The 7372-nt window shown below is 52.3% G+C and carries 9 protein-coding genes; 3 read left to right on the top strand and 6 right to left on the bottom strand.

All coding sequences use genetic code 11. The features are described 5' to 3' along the window. Positions 1–213: 213 nt before the first annotated feature. The 5 genes from URZ40_RS22875 to URZ40_RS22855 all read right to left on the bottom strand — a co-directional run bounded on the left by URZ40_RS22875 (position 214) and on the right by URZ40_RS22855 (position 3170). Positions 214–642, bottom strand: a complete 429-nt coding sequence (locus URZ40_RS22875) for an organic hydroperoxide resistance protein (RefSeq protein ID WP_023310299.1) — start codon at positions 640–642, stop codon at positions 214–216. 84 nt (positions 643–726) lie between these two features. Then, a complete protein-coding gene (locus URZ40_RS22870) occupies positions 727–1179 on the bottom strand; it encodes a MarR family winged helix-turn-helix transcriptional regulator (RefSeq protein WP_028015419.1) in 453 nt (150 codons plus the stop codon). Positions 1180–1220: 41 nt separating this feature from the next. After that, positions 1221–1862: a TetR family transcriptional regulator gene (locus URZ40_RS22865; RefSeq protein WP_320721231.1), complete on the bottom strand. Its 642-nt coding sequence runs from the start codon at positions 1860–1862 to the stop codon at positions 1221–1223. Positions 1863–1929: 67 nt separating this feature from the next. Continuing rightward, a complete protein-coding gene (locus URZ40_RS22860) occupies positions 1930–2403 on the bottom strand; it encodes a threonine/serine exporter (protein WP_024908279.1) in 474 nt (157 codons plus the stop codon). Further along, positions 2394–3170 (bottom strand): threonine/serine exporter ThrE family protein, encoded by a 777-nt coding sequence (locus tag URZ40_RS22855; protein ID WP_116342367.1) that lies wholly within the window; start codon positions 3168–3170, stop codon positions 2394–2396. Before URZ40_RS22855 ends, URZ40_RS22860 begins: the two co-directional genes overlap by 10 nt. A gap of 411 nt (positions 3171–3581) precedes the next feature. Between URZ40_RS22855 and URZ40_RS22850 the strand changes: the two genes are divergently transcribed. Continuing rightward, a complete protein-coding gene (locus tag URZ40_RS22850) occupies positions 3582–4319 on the top strand; it encodes a LuxR C-terminal-related transcriptional regulator (RefSeq protein ID WP_116342369.1) in 738 nt (245 codons plus the stop codon). Further along, a complete protein-coding gene (bglJ, locus tag URZ40_RS22845) occupies positions 4316–4951 on the top strand; it encodes a DNA-binding transcriptional activator BglJ (protein WP_320721232.1) in 636 nt (211 codons plus the stop codon). The genes URZ40_RS22850 and bglJ overlap by 4 nt, the downstream gene beginning before the upstream one ends. 38 nt (positions 4952–4989) lie before the next feature. Here the strand turns inward: bglJ and URZ40_RS22840 are convergent, their stop codons facing one another. Further along, entirely contained in the window at positions 4990–5448 is a 459-nt protein-coding gene (locus URZ40_RS22840; protein WP_023331967.1) for a YbaK/EbsC family protein, read from the bottom strand. A gap of 328 nt (positions 5449–5776) precedes the next feature. On the opposite strand from URZ40_RS22840, the gene URZ40_RS22835 reads away from it, so the two are divergent. Further along, entirely contained in the window at positions 5777–7123 is a 1347-nt protein-coding gene (locus URZ40_RS22835) for a PTS sugar transporter subunit IIC (RefSeq protein ID WP_116342375.1), read from the top strand. Positions 7124–7372 lie beyond the last annotated feature (249 nt).

The raw sequence follows: 7372 nt of genomic DNA, 5'->3' as shown, positions 1-7372 counted from the left end.
CGGGTCGCCAGGGCGGTGGCGATTGAGCCGCCCTGGCACGTTCACCGGTCATGTCCTTACAGAGTAGCAAGGAACATAAAGTGAACGGAATGACCACCGGAGCCGTATGTTCCCCCTCACCCTAACCCTCTCCCCAAAGGGGCGAGGGGATTACTCACTGCTCGCATTAATTTGTGGGGATCCCTCTCCCGGCGGGAGAGGGAACAGAACCGATTACGCGATGATATTCAGCGTGACGTCAATATTGCCGCGGGTCGCGTTAGAGTAAGGGCAAACAATGTGCGCCGCATCGACCAGTTTTTTAGCTTCAGCAGGATCCATACCTTCTACGTGGATATTCAGTTTTGCTTCGATACCAAAACCGGTTGGCAGCGGGCCGATACCCACTTCGCCTTCAATAAACGCATCTTTTGGCAGGGTAAATTTGTCGCGAGCCGCCACAAACTTCATCGCGCCCAGGAAGCAGGCAGAGTAACCCGCGGCAAACAGCTGCTCAGGGTTCGTGACTTCTCCCCCCATGCCGCCCATCTCTTTTGGTACGCCCAGTTTGACATCCAGTACGCCATCGGAAGAGGTCGCGCGGCCGTCACGGCCCCCGGTTGCTTTTGCTTTGGCGGTATAAACAACTTTTTCTAAAGACATGGCAGGTTCCTCATCTTACTTTTGTATGTGCTATTTAATAGCGTGCGATATATATGGGTAAACTAAGACGCGTAAAGTATAGCCTCACGCGCGTTGAATCTGTTGTCGCAAAAGTTCCAGCTGTTGCTTGAGCGCCAGCATGGTGTCGGTATCACACTGTGCGGCGCATCCCACCGCATGTGGGATACCCAATGCCTGCTGCTGAAGTTCACGTCCGGCTTCAGTCAGCGTGACGGCGACCTGACGTTCATCTTTGCGGGAACGGTGGCGGTTGATGAGCCCTGCGCTTTCCAGACGCTTCAGGAGCGGCGTCAACGTTGCGGAGTCAAGGAACAACCGTTCACCGATGTCCGACACCGTCACGTCATCCTGCTCCCACAGCACCAGCATCACCAGATATTGCGGGTAAGTCAGGTTCAGCGGTGCCAGCAGTTGCCGGTACAGCTTATTAAGCGCCAGATTTGCCGAATAGAGGGCAAAACAGAGCTGGTTATCCAGCAGGAGCGCAGCGGTCGTGTCGTTCGTTTTTGCGTTCATGAAATGAATATAGATTGTGTGCGATTTAATTGCAAGCAATATTATGGACAGGTATAACGCAGCGCCACCTGAACAGCCATTTTACGGTAGTGCTGGCGCTGGGCCTGTTCGTCTGCACCCTCTTCAAACAGCAGGGTGAAGGTGTAGCTGTTGGCAACGTAGTGAAAGCTGAAGCTGCTGATCAGACGGTGAAGATCGCGGGCGTTAACCGTCTGGCTGAATAGCAGCTTTTCTTTGCCCCGGCGCAGGATGCCTTCCAGCAGATCGAGCGCGCTGCGGTTGACCTGGCGAAGATAGTTTGACTGCTGCATAAAGCGGCCGCGCTGCATGTTTTCCATGCAGATTATGCGGATGTAATCCGGGTGGTCGGCGTGATAGTCAAAGGTGGCTTCAACCAGGTGGACCAGCGCTTCGACAGGGGGCATATCCGCCAGGCTGAGCGCTTTTTCACTGGCGCGAATTTGGGTGTAAACGTATTCCAGGACGATCAGGTAGAGATTTTCTTTGTTTTTAAAATGGTAAACCACCATGCGTTTGGTGGTACCCGCTTTCTCGGCGATCTGCTCCATGCGGGCACCGTTCAGTCCAAATTCGGCAAACAGCGCGATAGCGCTCTGAAAAATTTTTTCTTTCAGGCTCGATTCTTCACTGTGCTCGGGGTGTTCGCTGCCAGGGTTAGCCACATCCTTTCCTTATTTTTACCAAACGGACCAGAAAGATTATCTCCACGGCAGCGAAATAACACAAATATCAAACGCGCGGGCGCTTGCGGTAGAGCCATAGCCCGGGTATCGACAGCCCGATAGAGAGCGCGCCGACGATGGAGGACGCCTTAAGAAAGTTGCTCAGGAGAAGAATCATCTGCGGCTCGGTGTAGCCAAAATGGCTGATTTTCACCGCGGAAATCATCGCCGTATAGGCAGATATGCCGGGGAACATCGGAATAACGGCGGCGACGGTGAACACTTTCGGATGCGCCAGATACCAGCGCGACCACTGAATACCGATGCTGCCGACCAGCATAGAGGCGATAAACGTCGACCATTCGATGTTAAAGCCCGCCGTCATCATCACCATTCGTGAGCCATGACCGATTGCGCCCAGCAGGGCACACCACGGCAGCGCGCGTTGCGGAACGTTAAATACCATCGCAAAACCGACGGCAGGAATGGCGGCCAGGAGCATGTCCTGTGCCAGCGCCAGCAGAAAATCTATTACGCCCATCCGCGTAGCCCCCACAACGTCATCGCCATCACCACGCCGATGCAGGTCGCCAGCGTCAGCAGGCTGGCGATGGCCCAGCGTGCCAGGCCGGTATTAATGTGCCCTTTAAACATGTCGGCGACGGCGTTAATCAGTGGGAAGCCCGGCACCAGCAGAAGCACGCTGGCGGCCATCGCAATCGTTGGGGTAGCGGCAAACTGCGGCAGGCGCAGCAGCAGGCCAGACACCGTGGTGGCAACAAACGCGGTGATGCAGAAATTAATTTGTGGGTGCAGCTGCCGGTGCGTCAGCATCTGGCGCACGTACATGGCGATGCTGCTGGCGAAAAAGGTGACGATCGCGCCGTCCCAGCCGCCTTTATTGAGCTTACAAAAACAGGCGCACGACAGCCCTACCATGAGCACGACCAGCCAGCGTGGATAACGTAATGGCTTGATTTGGTTAAACCGTTTTTCAATCTCCTTGAGATCGAGAAGCTTATGCTCAGCCAGGATGACGATGTGCTGGACCTCGGTTACAACGTGCATATTAATGCCGCGGTCGTGGTTTTTACGGGTGGACGTCAGACACTGCCCGTCTTTAATGGTGGTCAGCACAATGGCGTTGGATGAGATAGCGCTTTCAACGCTGTCCATTCCCAGCGCCAGTCCCAGCCGGGTTGAAAGTTCCTCGACCAGCGCGCTTTCCGCGCCGTGCTGGAGCAGAAAAAGACCGCACTGAATACAGAGCCGCGTGATAGCACGCTGCGTTGACCGATCTGCCTGCATGTCGTGTCCCGAAGAGAAAGTGGATAGTTGCCGATTGGCCCATAATGCCTACTTTTAGCACAAAGTGCGGTGACCTTTGCTGTGGATCAGATCAAAGTTTATGCAAACAGTTGCGACTCCCGCCACGAAAGGTTTTTTGTATTAATTTATCAATGCGGTGAATTATTAATTTGGAAATATAAGATATTTGTATTTAGTTATTCTAATTTTATATTGTCGTTATTTTAATGACTACGTAATTAAATTTATTTGCGCTTTGTGAGATATTAGCGCTGTTTTAGGCGTTTCTTAAACCAAGAACATATCTCATCTTCTGCTTGTATTAATCCGTTTTACACTCAGGGACGAAAATACTTATACATTGATGCGTTAAAGGTTACTCATCAAATGAAAAATGGACACGGAGGGTCTATGTTGTCACTGCCTGGTAAGCATGGCGTTGTCATTAGCCGAATACCCGTAATGCAAAATGGGCTAGGGGACGTAATGGCGCGTCATTTCCCCGATTTTGAATTGACCTACTGCCGCTCACTGCAGGAGTTAACCCTGCTTCAGTTGCGCCGCGCAGACGTGATTATCGCCGATGTTTCAGGCGAATACAGGAACCCACGGGGTACGCTCGAAGAGTATTACCGCTTACTGAACCAGTACCGGGAAATCCACTGGATCTTTTTGGTCTCCCGGCCGTTTTACCCTATTGCCGTTGAGCTGCTTATGCGGCCGGAAAGCACGCTGCTTTCTGATATGGAACCTATTGAAGGTGTCGTTAACGCTATCCGGGCAGGGAGTGAACGCGCGGAGCGGATAAGCCAGACGTTATTAACCCCAGAACCTCAGGAAAGTGATGATGATGACGAACACTTTATTGCGCTCACGCACTCTGAACGTAAGGTGCTTCGCCTGTTAGGCAAAGGGTGGGGGATTAACCAAATCGCTACATTGCTTAAAAAGAGCAATAAAACGATCAGTGCGCAGAAAAACAGTGCGATGCGAAGGCTCTCATTGCGGAGTAATGCCGACATGTACGCCTGGATCAACAGTACACAGGGAATGAGAGAGCTGAGTTTAATGTCAGCCTATGGAGAGTTCGAGGAATGGAAAAAACCGATTCAACAAGACATATCGCCATCATCGAAAATTGCGCGATGAGTGCGGTCGGGCTGCAGCATCTTTTTACGCAGTCTGAACTCAGCCAATATCAACTGCACCTGTTTAATGATTTTGATGGCTTTAAGAAAGCACTGCATCACGTGAATTTTTTTTCGCTGATCTATTCGCTTTCCGATGCGCGAGAAGAGCGCCGTAACTGCCTGGCGCATCTGCGGGATCTTGCGTTTACGCATAGCCATATCCAACGCATTATCCTGGTCTCGGATGAAATGGAAGCGCGGTTGATTAGCCATCTTTCGCCTTCACGTCTGCACGGTGTGGTCAGTAAATCGGTGACCCTCGAACACCTGATGAAGGAATTCATGGTGTTGTTGAGCGAAACGCTGCGCATTAATGACAATATGCTTAACCACTGGTACTGCAGTCAGAACCGGATGTTAAGCCCAACGGAAAGAGCGATTTTGCGTTATATGTCATGCGGGTATTCCATCCCCGAAATCGCGGCGCAGCTTGAGCGCAATATCAAGACTATTCGCGCGCATAAGTTTAATGCGATGGTGAAGCTGGGGGTGAACTCTGACGTAGGGTTGCTTGACGCAGCGGATATTCTTACCCATCTCCCGGTTAGAGAACCGCGAACTGCGGGGCTAGGCAAACCGACATTTTTGTAACCTGCCTTTTGCGCGCCAGATACGTTCTGGCGCATCATTCAGATGCACACATCAACCCACTTTGCGGATGTCAGCTCTGCCATTCTGTCTGGAGAAATACGCACGGCACTATGAATTGCGCCAGCGGCGGGGAGCACTTCAGCGTATTGTTTTAAAGAGATATCGCAGTAAACCGCGAGCGGGTTTTCCAGCCCGAACGGGCAGACGCCACCAACGGGATGACCTGTAACGGTAACCACTTCATCGCTGCTGAGCATGCGTGCTTTCGCGCCAAACGTGTCTTTCAGTTTTTTGTTATCCAGACGCGCATCACCCTTCGCCACGACAAGAATCACCTCATTTTTAACCTTCAACGATAAGGTTTTGGCAATTTGTCCCGGCTCTACACGGTGGGCGGCAGCAGCCAGCGCAACGGTAGCCGTACTCTGGCTAAGTTCTATTACCTCTATCTCCGGCGCGTTGTCGGCAAAAAACTGCTGTACGGACTGCAAACTCATTGTTTCCTCCTGACAAATATCCTGCGTAATCTGTCATAAGAATTTATGCTCTGTAAATATCTCTTAAGTAACAAATATCCAGGATGGCTGATTTCTGGATCCTCTTCACAATCACAGAAACCGGTTACAGTAACCGGTTGCAGAGCGTGATGCGTAGATTAATACTGAGTATGTAACGTCCCCTGTATCCAATAATAAGAGCCAATTATGAAACCATTTCGTCTGAGCAGTACCGCTGGTACGCAAGCCAGCAAGGTTGTGAAGCTGATTTATGGAACAACGTGCGGCGCGAGTGCGCCCGTAATAAACGTCTGACAGGAGATCAACCATGTCTGCCAACCATGCTGCGTTTAATCTGATATTCCGTTTCGTTGAAAATTACGTGAGCCCGATTGCCGGGCGTATCTCGTCCCAGCGTCATGTCATGGCTATCCGTGATGGGTTTATCTCCGCGATGCCGTTCATGATTGTAGGTTCATTTTTATTAGTGTTTGCTTACCCGCCGTTTTCGCCTGATACCACCTGGGGTTTTGCGCGCGCCTGGCTGGATATGGCAAAGCAGTTTGAAGGCCAGATCCTGACGCCGTTTGATATGACGATGGGCATTATGTCCATTTATATCTGCGCGGCCATCGCCTATAACCTTGGCAAACATTATGTCAAAACGCACCAGCTGGATCCGTTCATGTGCGCGATGCTGTCTCTGATGGCGTTTCTGCTGGTTGCAGCCCCTAAAACCAAAGGCACGCTTCCCGTCGACAGCCTGGGTGGAACGGGTATCTTTACCGCCATTCTGGTGGCGATTTACTGCGTTGAGATGATGCGTTTCCTGAAAGCGCATAACATCGGTATTCGCCTGCCAGACCAGGTGCCGCCGATGATCAAAAACTCCTTTGACCTGCTGATCCCGGTGCTGGTGGTGGTGTTAACGCTTTATCCGCTAAGCCTGTTGATTCAGTCTCAGTTTGACATGCTGATCCCGCAGGCAATTATGTCCATCTTCAAGCCCCTGGTTTCCGCGGCGGACTCACTGCCCGCAATCCTGCTGGCGGTGTTGATTGGGCATCTGCTGTGGTTCGCCGGGATCCACGGGGCGGCCATCGTCTCCGGGATGCTACAGATGTTCTGGCTGACTAACCTCGGGGCTAACCAGACCGCGCTGGCTGCCGGTCATCCCCTGCCACATATTTTTATGGAAGCCTTCTGGACGTTCTTCATCGTGATTGGGGGGTCGGGTGCAACGATGGGGCTGGTGATTTGCTATCTGCGCAGTCGCTCAGCGCATTTACGCTCTATCGGCCGATTGAGCGTGGTGCCCAGCTTCTTTAACATCAACGAACCGGTTATCTTCGGTACGCCGATCGTGATGAACCCGGTGTTCTTTATTCCGTTCCTGCTGGCCCCGATGGTTAACGCCGTGCTGGCCTGGGCGGCGATGACGTTTGATCTGATTGGCCGTGTTATTTCCGTAGTACCCTGGACGGCACCGGCGCCGATAGGCGCAGCATGGGCGCTGGGCTGGGATTTCCGTGCCGCTATTCTGGTGGTCGTTCTGGCCTGCGTATCGGCAATCATCTACTTCCCGTTCTTTAAAGTGTACGAGAAACAGCTGCTGGAGCAGGAAGCGGAAGAAGCGCAGCGTAACGCGGAAGAGGACAATCAGCAGGTGGCCTAGGTAAAAGCAAAACGGCAACTTTCAGGTTGCCGTTTTTAGTGTTTGTTCCCTCTCCCACGGGGCTGAGGGAACCCCAGTAATTTTTTAGCAGAAGCAATAAGGTTGTTTCAGAACGATTTAAGGCTTTCAGCGATGCTATGGTCCGGCTGTAAATCGCCGAAGCGTTTCCGTAAGGCCGGGGCGAGGCGCACGGATGCGCCGAGAGGGCGTGGCCTGCAGGGATGCAGGCTCATGCCCGACCCGATAGCC

It is taken from the genome of Enterobacter sp. 296B2 (genome assembly GCF_034106185.1).
Taxonomy (GTDB): Bacteria; Pseudomonadota; Gammaproteobacteria; order Enterobacterales; family Enterobacteriaceae; genus Enterobacter; species Enterobacter cloacae_N.
Note: the sequence above shows the minus strand (reverse complement) of the source record. Positions and strands in the feature narration are given on the sequence as shown.

Coding starts and splice junctions, on each gene's coding strand:
- URZ40_RS22875 (WP_023310299.1), bottom strand. CDS start 642: ATGTCTTTAGAAAAAGTTGTTTATACCGCCAAAGCAAAAGCAACCGGG.
- URZ40_RS22870 (WP_028015419.1), bottom strand. CDS start 1,179: ATGAACGCAAAAACGAACGACACGACCGCTGCGCTCCTGCTGGATAAC.
- URZ40_RS22860 (WP_024908279.1), bottom strand. CDS start 2,403: ATGGGCGTAATAGATTTTCTGCTGGCGCTGGCACAGGACATGCTCCTG.
- URZ40_RS22855 (WP_116342367.1), bottom strand. CDS start 3,170: ATGCAGGCAGATCGGTCAACGCAGCGTGCTATCACGCGGCTCTGTATT.
- URZ40_RS22850 (WP_116342369.1), top strand. CDS start 3,582: ATGTTGTCACTGCCTGGTAAGCATGGCGTTGTCATTAGCCGAATACCC.
- bglJ (WP_320721232.1), top strand. CDS start 4,316: ATGAGTGCGGTCGGGCTGCAGCATCTTTTTACGCAGTCTGAACTCAGC.
- URZ40_RS22840 (WP_023331967.1), bottom strand. CDS start 5,448: ATGAGTTTGCAGTCCGTACAGCAGTTTTTTGCCGACAACGCGCCGGAG.
- URZ40_RS22835 (WP_116342375.1), top strand. CDS start 5,777: ATGTCTGCCAACCATGCTGCGTTTAATCTGATATTCCGTTTCGTTGAA.